The sequence below is a fragment of the Paenibacillus sp. CECT 9249 genome (assembly GCF_918697855.1).
GTDB lineage: Bacteria > Bacillota > Bacilli > Paenibacillales > Paenibacillaceae > MSJ-34.
On the sequence record NZ_CAKKLI010000007.1, the window covers coordinates 42,912 to 61,459 of the forward strand.

The 18,548-nt window shown below is 53.6% G+C and carries 13 protein-coding genes; 6 read left to right on the top strand and 7 right to left on the bottom strand.

Features of this window, described 5'->3' with window-relative positions:
- Window positions 1–66: 66 nt before the first annotated feature.
- Window positions 67–627: a GNAT family protein gene (locus LQ229_RS08415; RefSeq protein WP_230191419.1), complete on the top strand. Its 561-nt coding sequence runs from the start codon at window positions 67–69 to the stop codon at window positions 625–627.
- A 113-nt stretch (window positions 628–740) separates the two neighbouring features.
- Here LQ229_RS08415 and ung read toward each other — a convergent pair whose 3' ends face one another.
- The gene (gene ung / locus LQ229_RS08420) at window positions 741–1,415 is read right to left on the bottom strand and encodes a uracil-DNA glycosylase (RefSeq protein ID WP_216538603.1); all 675 of its coding nucleotides are present in this window, start codon (window positions 1,413–1,415) and stop codon (window positions 741–743) included.
- Window positions 1,416–1,685: 270 nt separating this feature from the next.
- On the opposite strand from ung, the gene LQ229_RS08425 reads away from it, so the two are divergent.
- From LQ229_RS08425 to LQ229_RS08435, 3 genes are read left to right on the top strand one after another with little or no spacing between them, the layout of a single operon-like run.
- Window positions 1,686–3,170 (top strand): MFS transporter, encoded by a 1,485-nt coding sequence (locus LQ229_RS08425; RefSeq protein WP_230191420.1) that lies wholly within the window; start codon window positions 1,686–1,688, stop codon window positions 3,168–3,170.
- A 48-nt stretch (window positions 3,171–3,218) separates the two neighbouring features.
- On the top strand, window positions 3,219–4,970 hold the full coding sequence (locus tag LQ229_RS08430) for an ABC transporter ATP-binding protein (protein WP_230191488.1): 1,752 nt from the start codon (window positions 3,219–3,221) through the stop codon (window positions 4,968–4,970).
- Window positions 4,957–6,816, top strand: coding sequence for an ABC transporter ATP-binding protein (locus LQ229_RS08435; RefSeq protein ID WP_230191421.1), 1,860 nt, complete (start codon window positions 4,957–4,959; stop codon window positions 6,814–6,816). Before LQ229_RS08430 ends, LQ229_RS08435 begins: the two co-directional genes overlap by 14 nt.
- A 249-nt stretch (window positions 6,817–7,065) precedes the next feature.
- On the opposite strand, the gene LQ229_RS08440 is transcribed toward LQ229_RS08435, so the two are convergent.
- From LQ229_RS08440 to LQ229_RS08450, 3 genes are all read right to left on the bottom strand, one after another.
- Window positions 7,066–11,736, bottom strand: coding sequence for a carbohydrate binding domain-containing protein (locus LQ229_RS08440; protein ID WP_230191422.1), 4,671 nt, complete (start codon window positions 11,734–11,736; stop codon window positions 7,066–7,068).
- Between the two features lie 137 nt (window positions 11,737–11,873).
- Complete coding sequence (locus tag LQ229_RS08445; protein ID WP_230191423.1) at window positions 11,874–12,896, bottom strand: LacI family DNA-binding transcriptional regulator; 1,023 nt, start codon at window positions 12,894–12,896, stop codon at window positions 11,874–11,876.
- The gene (locus LQ229_RS08450; protein ID WP_230191424.1) at window positions 12,896–13,738 is read right to left on the bottom strand and encodes an aldo/keto reductase; all 843 of its coding nucleotides are present in this window, start codon (window positions 13,736–13,738) and stop codon (window positions 12,896–12,898) included. Before LQ229_RS08450 ends, LQ229_RS08445 begins: the two co-directional genes overlap by 1 nt.
- 216 nt (window positions 13,739–13,954) lie before the next feature.
- Here LQ229_RS08450 and LQ229_RS08455 point away from each other — a divergent pair, with 216 nt between their 5' ends.
- Window positions 13,955–15,475, top strand: a complete 1,521-nt coding sequence (locus LQ229_RS08455) for an MDR family MFS transporter (RefSeq protein WP_230191425.1) — start codon at window positions 13,955–13,957, stop codon at window positions 15,473–15,475.
- Window positions 15,476–15,487: 12 nt separating this feature from the next.
- Window positions 15,488–16,048: a PadR family transcriptional regulator gene (locus LQ229_RS08460; RefSeq protein ID WP_356710139.1), complete on the top strand. Its 561-nt coding sequence runs from the start codon at window positions 15,488–15,490 to the stop codon at window positions 16,046–16,048.
- 93 nt (window positions 16,049–16,141) lie between these two features.
- On the opposite strand, the gene LQ229_RS08465 is transcribed toward LQ229_RS08460, so the two are convergent.
- From LQ229_RS08465 to LQ229_RS08475, 3 genes are all read right to left on the bottom strand, one after another.
- Window positions 16,142–16,921, bottom strand: coding sequence for a TPM domain-containing protein (locus tag LQ229_RS08465; protein ID WP_230191427.1), 780 nt, complete (start codon window positions 16,919–16,921; stop codon window positions 16,142–16,144).
- 2 nt (window positions 16,922–16,923) lie between these two features.
- Complete coding sequence (locus tag LQ229_RS08470) at window positions 16,924–17,487, bottom strand: LemA family protein (protein WP_230191428.1); 564 nt, start codon at window positions 17,485–17,487, stop codon at window positions 16,924–16,926.
- 146 nt (window positions 17,488–17,633) lie between these two features.
- Window positions 17,634–18,545 carry an ROK family protein gene (locus LQ229_RS08475; protein ID WP_230191429.1) on the bottom strand — a complete coding sequence of 304 codons (912 nt, stop codon included), beginning with the start codon at window positions 18,543–18,545 and terminating at the stop codon, window positions 17,634–17,636.
- Window positions 18,546–18,548 lie beyond the last annotated feature (3 nt).

Genomic DNA, 18,548 nt, shown 5'->3' on the forward strand with positions numbered 1-18,548 from the left:
TGCATATTTTCAAGTATACAATGATCGGCTATAGTAGGCTATACAAAACTAAGGAGGTTCACACACATGCAATCGCAAGCCGTAAAGTTGTTGGAAGGCGACAAAGTCTACTTGCGGCCAATCGGCCTGGACGATACGGAACTTTATTTCCGTATGCTGTTTCATCCGGAAACGCGGAGGTTGACCGGAACGAAGAAGCATTTCACAAAAGAACAGATCCGTCAATATATCGAAGGAAAGACGCATGATTCTTCCACCGTTCTCCTGTTGATTGCGCTATGCGAAACGGACGAGGTCATCGGCGACATCGCTTTGCAGGATATCGACGCGACGAACCGCAACGCCAATATCCGCATCGCCATTGACGGGAGCGGCCATCAAGGAAAAGGATACGGGAGCGAAGCGTTACACTTGATGCTTGATTACGGCTTCGGCATCCTCAATTTGCACCGGATCGAACTGAACGTATTCGACTATAACGGCCGGGCCAAGCATGTTTACGAGAAATTGGGATTCAAGCAGGAGGGCGTGCAGCGGGAGGCGCTGTTCTATGATCATAAATATCACGACTCGATAATGATGAGCATTCTGGAGGATGAATACCGGCGCATGCGAAATATCCGGTAAGCGGAATGAGGCTAATGCAACGTTCAAATTTGTTGTCGAACTGCAACCGCCGTATTCTTGCTTCAAGACGATTGCAGTTCGGTCGCTTATCAATCGGCGAATCCGGCAGAAAACTACAAATTCGGGATTTGCCAATCGATCTCCTCCCGGCCCTGCTCCCGCAGCCATGCATTCACCCGGGAGAAATGCTTGCACCCGAAAAATCCGCGGTGCGCGGACAAAGGGCTCGGATGCGGCGCCCGCAGCACCAGATGCTTCGTTCGGTCGATCAGCTGCATCTTGTTGCCGGCATGACTCCCCCATAATAAGAAGACGACCGGTTCTTCCTTATGATTCAACGTTTGAATGACGCGGTCCGTAAACTGTTCCCAGCCCATCCCTTTATGGGAATTCGGGCTGCTCTCCCTTACCGTCAGCACCGTATTGAGCATCAGCACTCCCTGTTCCGCCCAATGGCGCAAATAGCCGTTATTCGGGATGTAGCAGCCGAGATCGTCGCGCAATTCTTTGAACATATTCAACAGCGACGGAGGCGTCGCCACGCCCGGCTTCACCGAGAAGCTGAGGCCATGCGCTTGCCCGGCGCCGTGATACGGGTCTTGTCCGAGAATAACGGCCTTCACCGCCGCGAAAGGCGTATAATGAAGCGCGTTGTAAATATCATGCATATTCGGATATATCGTTTGCGTCGAATACTCTTGTTTCAAGAAGCTTCTTAATTCGGCGTAATACGGCTTTTGGAATTCTTCGTCCAGCCACTCCGCCCAATCGTTTTTCAAAATCGGCATATTCCCTCTCCGCCTTTCTCCGCTGCAATTCTACTCGCCGCCTATTGTAACATGACTATATTCGCTTGAGAATAGGACATGCCTCCCGATGAAGAAAAAAGCCGAGATTTTAAGAAAAAAAGATTTTCGACCGATAATCGCCCATAATCCCGCTTCCTTTCCGTTCTATGCAAAGTCACCTCTTCATTTCACTCCAAATCTTACGATAACTTCCAATTCCGAACCATTGCTCCCCCTCCCCCGAATTCGCCTTGTTTTCCGTGCTATAATATGGATATTGTGTGGAACGAGGAAACAAAGGTAAAGGAGATTGCAGCAGTGATCGTGGAAGATAACGCAGCACCAAAACGGGTAAATCGTTGGCTTGTATTGGCGAATGTTTCCGTAGGCACCTTTATGGCAACTCTGGACGGGAGCATTGCCAATGTGGCGCTGCCTACCATTGCCGAAGAGCTGCAAAGTCCGGTACATGTCGTGCAATGGGTTTTGACCTCCTATTTGCTCACCATTTGCGCCTTGCTGCCCATCATGGGGAAAATATCCGATTTGCTCGGAAGAAGCCGGATTTACAATTTCGGCTTTTTGATTTTCACGGCGGGATCGGCTCTTTGCGGTTTATCGGATACGCTGGCTCTGTTAATCGCGGCAAGAATCGTGCAGGCGGCGGGAGCCGCTTGTTTAATGTCCAACAGTCAGGCGATCGTAGCGGAATTGTTCGCGGGCGGGGGACGAGGCCGAGCGTTGGGCATCGTCGGCACCGTCGTGTCTCTCGGATCGCTAACCGGCCCGGCCATCGGCGGCATTCTCGTCGGCAGCCTGGGGTGGCCGTCCATCTTCTGGATCAACGTTCCGATCGGCATCGCCGGCATGATCGCGGGATGGTTCATTTTGCCGCGGCATTCGGGCAAGAGAGCGCAGGAACCTTTCGATTTCCGCGGCTCCGTCCTGTTTATCGTCGGCATCGTCGCCTTCCTGTTTACGGTATCGAACGGCCAAGATTGGGGCTGGTCCTCTCCGGCTACATGGGTGCTCGGCCTCGGGGCATTGGCGGTGCTCGGCTGGTTTTATCTATGGGAAAAGAAAACGCGCTATCCGATGCTCGATTTCGGGCTATACCGCATCCGTGCGTTTGCCTTCGGCAATATGGCCGCATTGTTGTCGTTCGTCGCCCTTTTCTGCACGAATGTGATGATGCCGTTCTATATGCAAAATGTGCTTCATTATTCGCCGGAGAAGACAGGTTACGCGATGATGCTGTATCCGCTCACGATGGCCGTTATTGCCCCGCTGTCGGGATGGCTGTCCGATAAGATCGGCTATATTTGGTTAACGACAACGGGGCTTGCCGTCAATGCCGCAGCCTTCGCGCTGCTCAACACGTTAACTACGCAAGAAAGCGTCTGGACGGTCGGACTGCATCTTGCCCTGTTCGGGCTTGGAGCGGGATTATTCCAATCGCCCAATAACTCGAGCGTCATGGAAGCCGTTCCCCGGTCCAAACTGGGAACCGCCGGCGGATTAAACGCTTTGGTCCGGAATATCGGCATGGTGCTCGGCATCGCCTTGTCCGTGTCGCTCTACTCCACCCGTTTATATCAAAGCGGAACCATCTCCGGCGCGGACCCCGCCGCCGATCCGCAAGCCGTATTAAGCGCGCTTCATTGGGTGTTCTGGACGGCGATGGCGATTTGCCTGCTCGCCCTGTTCTTCTCGTCGCTGCGCATTCGAAGCAAGGAACCGTCTGCGCAAAACTAACGGTTGCCGGCGCAATGCCCGTAAATACGTGAAAAGGGGATGATGCTGTTGAACGATCGGGGCTTGCTTATCAGTTATGTCAAAGCGAACTGGCCTTATTACTTATTAGCGGTAACTCTTATTATCGCGTCGAACGTCGACCAAGCCGCCCTCCCCCGCGTCCTCGGCCAATTTACCGACGCTTTGAAGGACGGAACCGCCGACCGGTCCTCGATCGTCAAGTACAGCTTGCTGCTGCTGGCGATCGGCGTTTCGTACGGCGTATTGTTCGGCCTGGGACAGTATACGGTCATGAGGCTCGGGCGCAAGTTCGAATTTCAAACGAGACAAAAGCTGTTCCGGAAATTTACCGATTTAAGCGAGCATTATTTCTCCAAACAAGGAACCGGCAAATTGCTCAGTTACGTGATGAACGACGTCACGTCGGTGCGGGAATCGATTTCGAACGGCGTCAATCAAATGACGAACGCGCTGTTTCTGCTTCTTTCATGCATCGTCATGATGGCGTTAAGCTCCATTCCGGGCTCGTTAATCGCGATCAGCATTTGTCCGCTGCTGGTCATTCCGTTTCTTGTCGTCTATTTCGGTCCGCAAATCCGCAGACGGTCCATGAACGTGCAGGAAGCGCTGGCCACGATGACGGAATCGGCGGAAGAACAACTCGGCGGAATCCGCGTGACGAAAACGTTCGCCGCCGAAGAGATCGCCAAACGCCGGTTCGCCGGGCCGGTGGACGGGGTTCGCGACGCGCAGCTTCGTCTGGTGCGGCTGTCTTCCGTTTTCCAAGCTATGCTGCCGTTTCTCGGCGCGTTATCGTTGATCGCCTCTTTGCTCGTAGGCGGATATATGACGATTCAACATACGATCACGCTAGGCAACTTCGTCGCGCTGACTCTGTATTTGCGCATCATTATGGGCCCGCTGCAGCAAATCGGCAACGTCATCAACATGATGCAGCGTTCGCGCGCGTCGCTTGAACGGGTGAACCGGCTGCTGTCCGAAGTGCCGGACGTGCGCGAGTCGGAGATGGCTACGCCGCTTGAGAAAGTCGGCGAAATCCGCTTCAGAAGCATGTCGTTCGCTTATCCGAACGCGAATGGGCCTTCGCTGCGCGATATCGATCTTGCCATACGCCCAGGCCGCACTCTCGGCATCGTCGGCAAAACGGGCAGCGGCAAAACGACGCTGGTCAAGCTGCTGCTGCGCATTTACGAGCCGCCCCGGAATACGATTCGGATCGACGGCCAAGATATTCGCGACATTACGTTGGAAAGCCTTCGCTCCAAGCTCGCCTACGTGCCGCAGGACGGATTTCTGTTCAGCACTTCGATCCGGGACAACATTGCGTTCAGCGACCGCGATGCTCCGCTAAGCGAAATCGAAAAGGGCGCGAAGCAGGCGATGATCTACGATAATGTCATTCAATTTCCGGAAGGCTTTGACACGAAGCTGGGCGAGCGGGGCGTCACCTTGTCCGGCGGGCAGCGCCAGCGCACGAGCTTGGCGCGGGGACTGATGAAAAAAGCGCCGGTACTCATTCTGGACGACAGCATGAGCGCGGTGGATGCGGTAACGGAAAGCAACATTATCGCCAATCTCAAGAAAGAACGGAAAAATAAAACGACGATCATCATCTCGCACCGCATTAGCGCCGTAAAGCATGCGGATGAAATTATCGTCTTGGACGAAGGCCGAATTGTGCAACGCGGCACGCATGAGCAACTGATTATGGAAACGGGCGGCATCTACGCTTCCTTGCACCGAATTCAAGAGGAGGGCTTGCAGCATGCCGAATCTTAACCGAACCGGCGGCGATTCGGCCCCGCATGCGCCCGGCAGCGGGCGGGCCGCCTCCTTCAAAGCGGTATTGTCGTATGCCAAGCCGCATCGCTTGACGTTTCTGGCGATTTTCCTTTGCTCTATCCTTGGCATATCGGCGGAGCTGCTTCAGCCTTATCTCGTGAAAATCGCCATTGACGATCATCTTGCCGCGGGCAATGCGGAAATGAAATTTTTGATCGTCATTGCGGCCGTTTATTTGGGGCTTTCCGCCGTCAGCTTCCTGTTTACTTATTTGCAAAACAATTTGCTGCAATATGCGGGGCAAAATATCGTCGCCCGCATACGAAAAGAGTTGTTCGCCCATATCTCAAAGCTGTCGATGTCTTTTTTCGACCGGTTTCATATCGGCAGCCTGGTGACGAACGTATCCAGCGATACGGAGACGATCAGCCAATTTTTCACCCAGGTCCTTCTCAGTTTAATTCGCGACGGGATGATGCTTGTGCTTATCATCGCGTTCATGTTTCATCTGGACGCCACTTTGGCTTGGTATTGTCTGCTTGTGCTTCCGGTTATCGCAACGATCGCCTTCTTGTTTCGCAAATATTTGCGCCAAACGTATCAACAGGCGAGAAGCCGGCTATCGCGGCTGATCGCGTTTGTCGCCGAAAACTTATCCGGCATGGGGCTCATCCAATCGTTCCATCAAGAGGACGAGCAAGTCAAACGTTTCGCGGTGCAAAATAAAAACTACTGGGAGGCCAATATCCGGGAAATACGCGCCCATGTATTCTTCAACCGCACCTTCGATATTTTGGGAAATGTGGCCCTTGTGCTTATGGTATGGTTAGGCGGGATGGCGGTATTTCATGAACAGATTCATTTTGGGGTGTTATACGCGTTCATCAGCTATATCCGCCAATTTTTTCAACCGATCAACCAAATTACGATGCAATGGAATACGTTCCAATCGACGATCGTGTCGATGGACCGGATATGGAATATTTTAAGCGTCTCGCCGGAAGTGAAGGATCCGAATCCCGAAGAAACGATTGACGTTCGTCCGGAACATGTTCGGGGGAAAATCGATTTTAACCGAATCCGGTTCGGATATCGGGAAGACCGTCCGGTCATCCGGCAGCTCGATTTGCATCTCGAGGCCGGAGAAATGGTGGGCGTCGTCGGCGCGACGGGAGCGGGCAAGAGCACGTTGATCGGCTTGCTGAACCGGTTCTACGATGTGAATCGGGGCAGCATCGAAATCGACGGTACGGATATCCGGCGTATTCCGCAGGAGACGCTGCACCGGATCGTGGGCTTGATCCAGCAGGAGCCGTTTCTGTTCTCCGGCTCGATCGTCGATAATGTGCGCCTGTTCCGGGAGGACATATCGAGGGAAAAAGTGATCGAAGCGTGCGAATTCGTCGGGGCCCATCCGATGATTATGCGCTTGTCCCGCCAATATGACACGGTTTTGTCCGAGCGGGGAAGCGGACTGTCCGCAGGCGAGCGGCAGTTGATTTCCTTTGCGAGAATCGTCGTATTTCAGCCGAAAATATTAATTTTAGACGAAGCGACGGCGAATTTGGACTCGCAGACGGAACAATGGGTACAGAACGCCCTGCAATCCGTGTCTGCGGGACGGACGACGATCGTGATCGCGCACCGGCTTTCCACCGTAATGCAAGCCGACCGCATTATCGTGATGAAGAACGGGCATATCGCGGAGCAGGGCACGCATGAGCAATTGCTCGCTAGGCGCGGATATTACGAGGAGCTGTACCGTCATGCGCGAAACGCGGGGGGGCGGTGGCGGTCGCGCGGAAACGGCGCACGGCGCGGTATGAGTTTAACACGAGGCTAGCTGCGGGTAAGTTAATGGCCGGAACCTCCCGGCAAGATACTCGCAGCGAGCGTTTTGGCCTCCTTGGATCCCGGATTTGCCTTCCTGTAATGTCGTCCTTTATCGGTATCCCGCTCGCTCATGGCATGATCCCCGGAGCCCGGCCTTCTGAACGAGAGGGATATCGACAAAAGGGCGAGAATAAATTAGAAAAGCCATCCTAGGGAGAATATCTACCCTATGATGGCTTTTTGATTGATGCATTGAATGCTAAATGCCGCTTCCGTCCCTCTCGACTCTCACGAGCTTGATATTATCGATATCAATGTTGTAAGGAACGGGAAGCACCGCATCCGAATCGTTTCTGCCGAAGCCGAACATGAATTTGTACGAGCCGTCATTGCCGACGCGGATGATGGCCTCGTACGTTTTCATCGTTTGATCGACAGTAAAGGTTTGCTTCGGCGCGCCGGAATCCACCAATTCGACATAGATCGGCCGGCTATAGTCGGAGCGCATGTCGAACGCGATTTTGTAGGTGCCGCTCGTGACGCTGACAGGCTCCTGATAGAATTGAATATGCCACCAATCCCAGCCTTCCGCGGCGATCTCCACCTTCGCTTGGCCATTGTCCGCCGTAATGTTCGCGTCTCCGGCCCATTCTTCATAGTCGCCTTGGTTATGCGTTTTCCATCCGTCCAGCCCGCTGTCGAACGTTCCGTTCTCAATCGCATTGTCCCCGACCTCGATCCAGCCTTCTACGGGATCCGGATTCGTTCCGCCACCGTCAACCTCCGTTAATTCCACATCGTCAAAATAAACCGCATGCCGCTCGTCAGGAGTCGCCTTCGCCCCGTTCACGACATTGCCTACGCAGAAATTCAGCTTCAAAGAAACGTTCTGCGCGGCGGTAAATTGACGGGTATAGACGAGTTGGCGATCGCCGGTGATATCAAACTTCGCATCCTGTACGGGAGACGTGTTTGTAAATTCGACGCGAATCGGACGATCGGCGGTCGACCACGCTTTGAAACGGAGCTCATACGTTTTGCCCGCCTGCAAAGGAATGCCTTCCTGGAACAATTGCGTCGTCCAATTTTCCGTTCCTATCGCAGTAATATCGAGTTTAGCCGCTCCGTCTTCCACGGTAAATACGGACGCTCCGCCGTTCCCTGCCCAATGGCTCCAATGCTCGTTCCCGCCGGACCAATCGCCGTTGCGAATCAAGTTGCCGCTCTCCGCGATAATCGTCTGTTTCACTCTCGCATGCGCATACCCTTCCGCTTCGACCGCAACCGTATACGTTCCCGGCTCGGGGAAACAATCCGCGGCGAACGTAAGCACGCCTTCCTGCAATTGATATTCGCCGGTTTGCAGCGCCGTGCCGTTAATTTTCACCTTGGTAACCGCCTGACGCCACTCTTCCCGATCCGCAAACGTAATTGCAATCGGCCGGCCTGCGGAAGCAGGTTCCGCATATAAAGCCGGCGGCCGTTGGACCGGCGCGTCTTTCACTTCAAGCACGACATTGTCGAGAAATAAATCATGCGCGTTCAAGTCCGGGTCTCCCGCAATTTTACCCAGCAAAAACTTCAAGTCGACCGTTTCGTCCCGGGTCATGCGGAACTCGAACCGATAACGCTTCATGTCCTTCGTGAGATCGACGATTTGATCGAAATAACGGAAGTATCCCGCATTCTCCACCGTAACTTGCATTTTCCGGTTCGCGGTGGAACGCGCGTCGAACTCAAGAATATAGTCGATACCGGACGCCAGCTTCAATCCTGATTGAATCATCAGATTGCCATGAGGCGCAGACCCTCTGTTTGCGATTTGCAGCTTCGCTTCCCCATCCACAACGGAACCGGCGATGGCGCCGTCCACCGCGATTACCTCCCACGATTCCAGACCGCGGTCGAACCCGCCGTTAACGAGCGGATAAAATTCAAGTTCCGGATCGTAATATGCGCTCGTACGGATCAGTTTGATATTGTCCATCGTGACCGTTCCTTTGGCGCCGCCCAGATGAAATACGATTTGCGCCTCGCGGTCCGTTGCATTCGGCATGGAGAAAGAGGCCGTTCTAGGCGCAAAGGAAGGATCAAGCGCGACGGTTTGTTTGCCGTACGATGTCATGCCGTCCTTGCTTGCGAGCTCGATTTCGATCGTTCTGTCGGTAGTCGCGCTTGCGTCGAACGTTAACTTATAATCCTGCCCTTCGATCAAATATAATCCCTTCTGCGACAAGCGGACGCTTTGCTTCGAGCCGTCGCCCGGATTCGCGATGTTCAGTCTCAATCTGCGCTCCGCTTCGCTCACGCTTGCCGTCGCTTCCGCCCCGGAATCGGCATACACATGCCAGTACGTCATGCGATCCGGATCGCCCTGATCGAACGTGCCGTTGTAAATATGATTGCCGTCGCCGCTCAGCGGCGTTTTCGGGGCGTCGCGGTCATACTCGATGCCGTCGATTTCTTCCATTCTGACGTTGCCGATCCAGACCGGGTCGCCGTTCAAGCCGGCATTGAATTCGATGCGGGCGGCGATGTCCGTATCTTGCTTCATCTGAAATTGCAGTTCGTACCGGTTGAATTCGCCGGTTAACGACAACGTGGAAGAAGGGGAATATGCGGCAAATCCTCTAGCCTCGCCTCCCGTCACTTTCACGCCGATGTCCCGCGCCGAAGTCGTCTTCGCGTCAAAGCTCAATTGATAATACCGTCCTTTGGCGACGGAAACATCCTGCAGCAGTTGTACGGAATAAGGTTGCGTGCCGGGCGAGGCGATATTCATTTTCAAATAGTTGGCGTCTCCAATTCGGTCGATCTGAACGCTTCCCGCACCGCCTTCCCCTCGGAAGAGTCTCCAATAGTCCGTATTGGGAACGTCGTCGAGGTTCGGAACATCCGGTTCGTCCTCGTCGAAGCTGCCGTTATAGACCAAATTCCCGTCCGGCAGCGGCATTTTGGCGTTTGGCGGCAAATCCTCCTTCGGAATGACAGGCGGCTTCGGTTCGCGGTATGGCCTTCCCGTCAACTCGTACATGCGCACATAATCGATTTCCATCGTTTTCGGAAATAACGTAGAGTCGTCGGGATTGCCGTCGAAATGTCCGCCGATTGCCAAATTCATAATGAGATGGAACGGCTGGTCGAACGGCGCCGGATACGTATTGTTGGCCGGTTGATACAAGCTTCTGCTGTACCAATCGTTTTGCGTCGAATACAATTGCCCGTCGACATACCACCGGATTTCGCCCGGTTCCCACTCGATACTGTATACATGGTAATCTTCGATCGTGCCGCCGTTCGGGAACTCGTACTCCTTGCCCGAATACGTATTATTCGGCCAGTTTCCCCCGTAATGAATCGTGCCCCCGACCTTATGCGGCATGCTTCCCCAGCCTTCCATAATGTCGATTTCGCCGGAAGAAGCCCAGGTTCCGTAAGCGTCGTGTTCCGGCATCATCCAGATCGCCGGCCAATATCCTTTGCCCGCGGGCGCCTTGGCGCGAATTTCGAATTTGCCGTACTTCTGGCTGTACTTGCCTTTCGTCTTAATGCGCGTCGACGTATAGTCGAAGCCTTCGTACGCTTCCTTCCTGGCGGTTATGACTAAAGCGCCGTTTTCGACCTTCACGTTTTCGGGGCGATCCGTATAGTATTCCAGTTCGTTATTGCCCCATCCGCCTTCGCCGTTTCCGATGTCAAACGTCCATTTGCCGCGGTCGATTTCAGCGCCCTCGAACTCGTCGCTCCATACGAGAGTCCACATCGGGCGTTGCGGCGAGCCTCCTCCGCCTCCTCCCGATCCGCCGGAGCTCCCGGAGCTGCCTGATCCGCTGCTTGCGGCGCCTGGCGTCTTCCCGGGCGATTCGTTCTGCCCGCTCGTAACAGCTTTCCCGTTCCAATATACGTGTTGCGCATGATTGATTAAACTGTCGATGTTCCCGCTTCCTTCAATGATCGTCCCTTGCGCCTGTTCATTCACGATGAGTTCGGAAACGACGGCGCCGTCCGCCAAGACCACCTTCGTCTTGCCGTTCAATACGAGCTTGCCGATATGGCCCGCGATATGCAGCGTTCTCTCTTTGCCGTCCGTCGCGTTCACCTCGACACCACTCAGCCGGGAATCGTTCAAATTTACGACTCGCCCGCCATTAATATAGGTTGTTCCTTTTACCGTTATCCGTTGCAAAGTCACTTCCCCTGTTCCGATCCCTTCCGTAATATACAGATTGCCGTCGATGACACTATCTTTCAAAATAACTCCTGCGCGGGCCACGATCGCATTGCTTGCAACGTCCCCCCCTGTACGTTCTCCCGCTTCATTCGCCAGCAATCCGATCATCCGGTCGACGATAGCAACCAATTCCGCTCTCGTCATCGCCCGGTCCGGCCGGAATGTCCCGTCGCCGTAGCCTTGCACATAACCGCTTGCGGCCAATGCGCCGATCGCTTCTACCGTTTGCGGATTCAGCGACCCGACATCCGTAAACATGTATCCGCTTTCATGTTTCGCGTGGCCGAAATTGAACAATATTTCGAATGCAAGCGCCGCCTCCGCTCTGCTCAAAGACTTGTGCGGATCCGATTTGCGTTCCCCGTCCAGCATCAAATATCCGGCCTTCACAGCCTTCGCCATTTCCCGGCCATACCACGTTGCAGACGGCGCATCCGCAATCGGTTCCGTCGTTGCCCCTTGCAGGCCAAGCATCCGGTTCATGATCGCGGCGAATTGCGCACGGGAAACGTTTTCATTTGGGCGTACGGTTCCATCGCCATACCCCTGAATAACGCCTAGCTCCGTCCAACGGCGCATCGCGTCGCCCGCCCAATGATTCGCAGGCAAATCTTTGAATCGGCTTGCCTCTAATCCGTCAGCCAAGCCCATTCCCTGCGGCAGCGTCGTAAAAAGAAGCAAACACGCGAGCAACGACATTGCATATTTCCTAAAATACCGCTTTACCAAGCAATTCCCCTCCCTTAAAGAATCTTTTGCAATTGTCCCACGTGGGACAATTGCAATTAAAATATATAACGAACCGCTCATCGTTGTCAATGAAGGTTCGTTATGCGTTAGCGGCCGCAACAGGAATCGCGAACGACGAGCTCGGCCGTAAATTGAGGGGACGATCGGGCGGTTTCCCGGTTTTCAATCCGGTCGATCATGGCATCCGTTATATAAACCGCCATTTCGACCCGGGGCACTCTCATCGTCGTGAGCGGCGGGTGCATATATTGCGACACAAGCAAGTCGTCGAATCCGATTACCGAAACTTGCCGCGGTACGGCAACCCCATGACGGGCCAATGTTTTGAGAACGCCGTATGCCGTTAAGTCGTTGGAACAGAACAAAGCTTGCGGGAGCTCATTCGCCGCGATCCACCGTTCCGCCGCCGCGGCGCCGTCTTCTTCGGTATATTTGCCGTAATATATGCGCGATTCGGGCAAATCTATTCCACGCTTCCGCAAAGCGTCCGCAAATCCGTGCAACCGTTCGGCAGCGCTTCGGTTATTCATGTCTCCGGTCACGATGCCAAGGTCGCGATGGCCCATATCCAATAAATATTGCGCCGCTTCATAAGCGCTCCGGTAATTGTCCAATATTGGCACGGGGATGCCGTCGTTTCCGGGGCGAATCGTGTTCTGGTCGAAGACGCCGACATGAAACCCCGCCCCGGCAATTCTGTCGACGACCGCCTGCAAATCGAACCAGCCGACCAGCATGCCGGCGTCGATGCTTTTTTGCTTGTACAGACTTATTAACGAATCGGTATTCGAAATGTCGTGAATCGAAACGAGCGCATTATAGCCGTGTTCCGCGCAGCGGCTAATCATGGAGCCGATCACGGCGCCGTAAAACAAATCGTCGGAATACAATTTGTAATTTCTTTCATCCTGTACGATAAAGATGCCGATCGTATTCGTTTTGCGGGCGGACAGCCGACGCGCGGCCGCGTTCGGCTCGTAATGATGTTCTTCCATAATCTTGCGCACTTTGTCCCGCGTTTGTGCGGAAACGTTCGGCGCGCCGTTCAACACCCGCTGGACCGTCTTGCGCGAAACGCCCGCAAGGCGGGCGATGTCGAAAATATCCATTAAAAGTTGAAATGATCGGGATCCGGGCCGATGCGGCGATTTTCGTTCAACGCGTCGATTGCGCTCATATCGTCGTCGCTTAATTCGAAATCGAATACATCGGCATTTTCGACGATCCGCTGTTCCTTGACGGATTTCGGTATCGTCACAACGCCATGCTGCAAATCCCAGCGCAACACGATTTGGGCGACGGATTTGCCGTATTTCGCGGCAATCCCGCGAAGCAGCTCGTTATCGATAATTTGCCCTTGCGCAAGCGGAGACCACGCCTCCAATTGGATTTCGGCCCGTTTGCAATAATCGAGCAATTCCTTCTGCGTGAGCAGCGGATGAAACTCAACCTGGTTGACGACTGGCTTCAATTCCGCGTCTTGCATCAGATCGTCCAAATGATGGATTTGGAAATTGCTGACGCCGATCGCCCGTACCTTCCCTTCCTTATAAATGCTTTCAAGCGCCTTCCACGACTCTTTATATTTGCCCTTTACCGGCCAATGGATTAAATACAAGTCGAGATAATCGAGCCCAAGCTTCTTCAGGCTGACCTCATACGCTTGCAGGGCGGTATCGAACCCTTGATCCGCATTCCACAATTTCGAAGTAACGAACAAATCTTCGCGTTTGATCCCGAGTTCCGCAATGGACTCGCGAATCGCTTGTCCGACTCCTTCCTCGTTCCCGTAAACGGCCGCCGTGTCGATGCTGCGATATCCGTTGCGGATCGCCGCCTTCACCGAGCTTACAACCTCTTCCCCTTCTTGAACCTTATAAACGCCCAAGCCAAGCCAAGGCATCTTCACTCCGTTATGAAGCGTTGTCGTATCCTGCAAATGTGTTGGCATATGTATCCTCCTTTTTAATGCAACCTGTCATGTCATACATTGCTAAATCACTTTTTACCGCACAACATCTATTATGAAAGAAAATACGGAAAAATAAAAGCATTGAGCGGGGCGGCAAAAAAATCGCTTGCTTTTTATTCAAATTTGAATATAATAATTTCATGTTATTTTCTATTCAAATTTGAATTCATTTTTTGGAAAAGGAGTACATAAGCTATGGTTTCTAACAACAGTAAAATCGGCTTCGTCGTCGCGGGCTTAATGCTCGGCATTTTGATGGCTGCGATGGACAATACGATCGTCGCGACAGCGATGGGCACGATCGTATCCGATCTCGGAGGGCTCGATAAATTCGTGTGGGTCACTTCCGCTTATATGGTCGCCGTCATGGCGGGGACGCCGATTTTCGGCAAACTGTCCGACATGTACGGACGCAAACGATTTTTTATATTCGGTTTAATCGTATTTTTAATCGGCTCGGCTTTATGCGGACTTTCGCAAAACATCGTGCAGCTCAGCATATTCCGGGCGATTCAAGGGATAGGCGGCGGCGCTCTCATGCCAATCGCGTTTACGATCGTATTCGACATCTTCCCTCCGGAGAAACGCGGCAAAATGTCCGGCCTGTTCGGCGCGGTATTCGGCACTTCAAGCATATTCGGACCGCTGTTGGGTGCGTTTATTACCGACTCGATCAGTTGGCATTGGGTATTTTACATTAATGTGCCGATCGGCATCGTTTCTTTCGTGTTCATCGTCTTCTTCTATAAGGAATCGGTGGAACATTCCAAGCAGCGCATCGACTGGGGCGGAGCGTTTACGCTCGTCGGCGCCGTCGTATGCCTCATGTTCGCCCTGGAGCTTGGCGGCAACCAGTATGCTTGGGATTCCTTCGTCATTATCGGCTTATTCTCCGGGTTCGCCGTCTTGTTCGCCGTATTTCTGTTCATCGAGACGAGAGCGGCCGAGCCGATTATTTCGTTCAATATGTTCAAACAGCGTTTATTTGCGTCAAGCTCGATCGTAGCCTTGTGCTACGGCGCCGCATTTATCGTTGCAACCGTATATATCCCCATTTTCGTCCAAGGGGTGTTCGGCGGTTCGGCGACCAATTCGGGATTGATTCTGATGCCGATGATGATCGGCTCCGTGGTCGGCAGCCAAGTTGGCGGGCTTTTGACGACGAAGACGAGTTTTCGCAACATTATGGTCGTTTCGATCGTATTTTTCGTCGCGGGCATTTATACGTTAAGCACGCTAGCGCCTGACACGGCCCGCTCCATGGTAACGTTGTACATGATCCTTACCGGATTCGGGGTCGGTTTCTCGTTCTCCGTATTGAACATGGCGGCGATTCATAATTTCGATATGCGCCAGCGCGGCTCGGCAACGTCGACGAATTCGTTTCTGCGCTCGCTCGGCATGACGCTCGGCATTTCGATTTTCGGGATCGTGCAGCGCAACGCTTTCACGAACAGGATGGCCGAAGCGTTCGGCGGCGGCGGCCCCCTCCCCGGAGGAGGCGACCCGCGCGCGGCGTTAACGCCGGAAACGCGCGAATTGATCCCGCCGGACGTATTGAAAGTTATTACCGAAGCGCTATCGTCGTCCATCGCCCAAACGTTTATGTGGGCTCTGGTTCCCGCCGTACTCGGAGCGGTGTTCATCCTGACGATGTCCAACGAACGGGTGGAAATCGCGCCGCAGAAACAATGGAAGCCGGAACCGAGGAGGTAGGCGGCCGTGTCGATGAAGCTCGCGATTCTCGGTTTGCTGCTCGAAGCGGATATGCACCCGTACGAAATTACATTGAAAATGAAAGAACGCGCCATGACCCATTATACGAAGATGCAGATGGGTTCCCTCTACTATGCTGTAGATCAGTTGGCGAAAGAGGAGTATATCGAACCGGTCGAGGTGATCCGCAGCAGCAACCGGCCGGACAAAACGATTTACCGGATTACGGAAAAAGGGAAGAAATTGTTTCATCAGCTGTTGCTGCAAAAATTTAAAGAGCCCGAGCCCATCTTTCATCCGATGTACTTGGCGCTTGCGTTCTCCGACCATGGCGACCAGAACAAAATGGCCGACTTGTTGGAACAACGAATCAAACAAATCGAGCACCAGGTCAATTTCTATTACGCTTTGTACGAGGATCATATCGATCAAGTGCCGAAAGGAGCGCTTCATCTGATGATCGGCATGTACGAGCATTCCAAGACCGAATTGCATTGGTTGAAACGGCTCTATGCCGATGCGCAGCGCGGCAAGCTCGGGGAAGTCGGAGTTCCGCTCGATCTGGTCGAATAGCATATCAATCAAGAAGGCGAAGATGCCGTCATCGCGGCGCATGCTCCGCCTTCCGTCTTTTCAAAGCGAGGCGCCGGCGGGCATACTACGGCTTTACCTGCTCGCTCCTCCCCCTCCGGACGAGCCTCCTCCTCCCCGTCCCCCGCGGCCGCCCGGGCCTTGCCCGAAACCGCCGCGCCGGAACATCGACAACAACGCGAACGTTACCATGCCTCCCGTAAACTTGAAATCGAGAATAAGCAGGATGATCAGTACGGCCAGACCCAATAGTTTCATATAACCGGGAACCCCTTCGAACAAGCCCGCATCCCCATATCGGTCATATACGCCGGTCAAATCCGTATTGTAAATTTCAGAAGGATCGACGCCGTACTCGGCGGCAACTTCTTGGATGATGGCGGACTGCGTGTACAGAAACGCATCGTCGATATTCCCCGCGCTCCTATGCGGGAGAAAATACGTATCCAGGATGGCTCCCGCTTTCCCGTCCGGAATCGCTCCCTCCAAACCGTATCCGACTTCAATGCGCACGCGGTTTTCCGCGGCCGCATACAACAGCAGCACGCCGTCGTTTCTCTCCCTGCTCCCGAGTCCCATTTCCCGGAATGTGGAGACAGCCAATTGCTCGATCGTCGAATCGCCAAGCGACGGCAGCGTTACGACTCCCACCTGCGCCGAACCTGTACGGTCATGAAGCCACACCGCGTTTTGATAAAGCGATTGCCTTGCCCCTGGCCCGATCAAGGACGCTTCGTCCCGAACGTATACGCCGAATTCCGACGAAGCGCGCGCTTCGGCATGAATCGTTCCGGCAAGGAGGAATGCCAAGGCGAGTCCAATGGCGGCATAACGGACCATGTTCCGAAGTTTCATCTTTAGAAGCTCACTTCCGGCACTTTTTCCGCGCCTTCCGTCGCTTTATACAATTCCTTTCTTTCGAAACCGAACATGGAGGCGAAGATCGAATTCGGAAACCTTCGCAGCCGGACATTGTACGCGGACACGGCGTCGTTATAATCTTTGCGCGCCACCGCGATCCGATTTTCCGTCCCGGACAATTCATCCATCAGCCGCGCAAATTGCGTATCGGCTTTTAACGTCGGATAATTTTCCACGACAACCAACAGCCTCGACAACGCTCCCGTCAACTCCGCATCCGCCGCCGCTTTTTCCGCGGGCGTGCCGGCTCCGACCAATCTGCTTCTGGCGTCGGCAATGGATTGCAGCACTTCCCGTTCATGCGCCGCGTATCCTTTTACCGTATTGACCAGATTCGGAATCAAATCGGCGCGCCGCTGCAAATTAACGTCGATTTGCGAAAATTTATTTTCCACCGCCGTCTCCGAGGATACCAATCCGTTATAGGCGCCGATTCCGCTAACGAGCGCTATGGCTATAATCGCTCCAACCACAATAAGACCAATTGAAGAACGCCTCATGCAAACACCCTCCATCCTTTTCCAAGTAGTGTTTGCCATTTTCACGGAAAATATATTGGACTTCTTCCTGAATCTGAGCGACGGGGATTTTCACTGAAGGACGGAAAAACGGCTTTTCGATGCGAAAAACCGTTTTGCGAGAATTATTATTGCTTGGTGAGCTCGTCGAAAGCGAGCTTGGCCGCCCCCAATAATCCGGCCTGATTCTTGAACCGGGCGGGGAGAACGACGGGACGGCGCACAGCCTCATTGGCGTAGCGGCCGATCTTCTCCAGCATCGCATCCCACCAATACGATTGCGTCTCGATTAGTCCGCCGCCGATAATGAAGACTTCCGGATCGTAAATATTGCATAAGCTGACCATAGCGATCGCCAGATCGTCCGTAAACGCGTCGAGCACTTGTCTGGCGATGCCGTCCCCGGATTGCAGCAGGGCGAAAAACTGTTTTCCGGATGAAACCGCATGTTTCCCGCAAATCTCGTTATACGTTTTAAATAATGCCGTACCGGAACAATACTGCTCCATACAACCCCATTGTCCGCAGTTGCAACGTTTTCCCTTTGGATATAAAATCATATGTCCGATCTCTCCGGCGCTCCAATGGTGTCCGCGCACGATTTCCCTATTGACGAAGACGGCCGCAGCAACGCCCGTTCCAAGCGTCAAGCAGACGACCGAAGAATACCGCTTTCCGGCGCCCAGCCACATTTCGCCGATGCCGGCCGCGTTCACATCGTTATCGACTGCGGTTGGGATGCCGAATCGATCTACCATATGTTGTTTCAAGCGGACTCCGGTCCAATCCGGCAAATTCGGCGTAGCGTAATAAACGGTTCCTTCATGCACGTCAATTCTCCCTGCGCTGCCGATGCCGATGGCATCCGCCGAAGTTTCCGCGAGCAATTCTTCCGTCAGACGTTCCAAATTTTCCAGAAGATACGCTTTTCCTTTTTCCGCTTCCGTCGCACGTTCTACGCTCCGAATCATGTTGCCTTGCTCGTCGACAATGCCGCCGACTATTTTTGTGCCGCCGATATCGATCCCGATTGCCAACATCCT